Below are 330 nucleotides of genomic sequence, written 5' to 3' on the forward strand. Positions count from 1 at the left end.
TATTCAACAACAGAGGAATTGATAATTTATTTTCATAATTAATCACCCTTCTTTTTTATTCTTAAAAAAGAAGGGATAAATCAAGCAGATACAAAAGATCACCTCCATAATTAAATATAATCATATAAGAATCTATGTGATTTAAGTGTCTACTAAAATATATATTTTCATGAACACTTAAATTAGCAATATAACATTACCAATAAATAACTGTTTATATATATGGCATCACGAGTATCTTTATTTCGCATTATATATCAATTGCGAACTAAATTATATTATTTATCACGAATTTAGCTAACATAGCCAAAAACTAAAAYARCGTTAGAT

This window comes from Romboutsia sp. 13368 (assembly GCF_018336475.1).
In the GTDB taxonomy this organism is placed as follows: domain Bacteria; phylum Bacillota; class Clostridia; order Peptostreptococcales; family Peptostreptococcaceae; genus Romboutsia.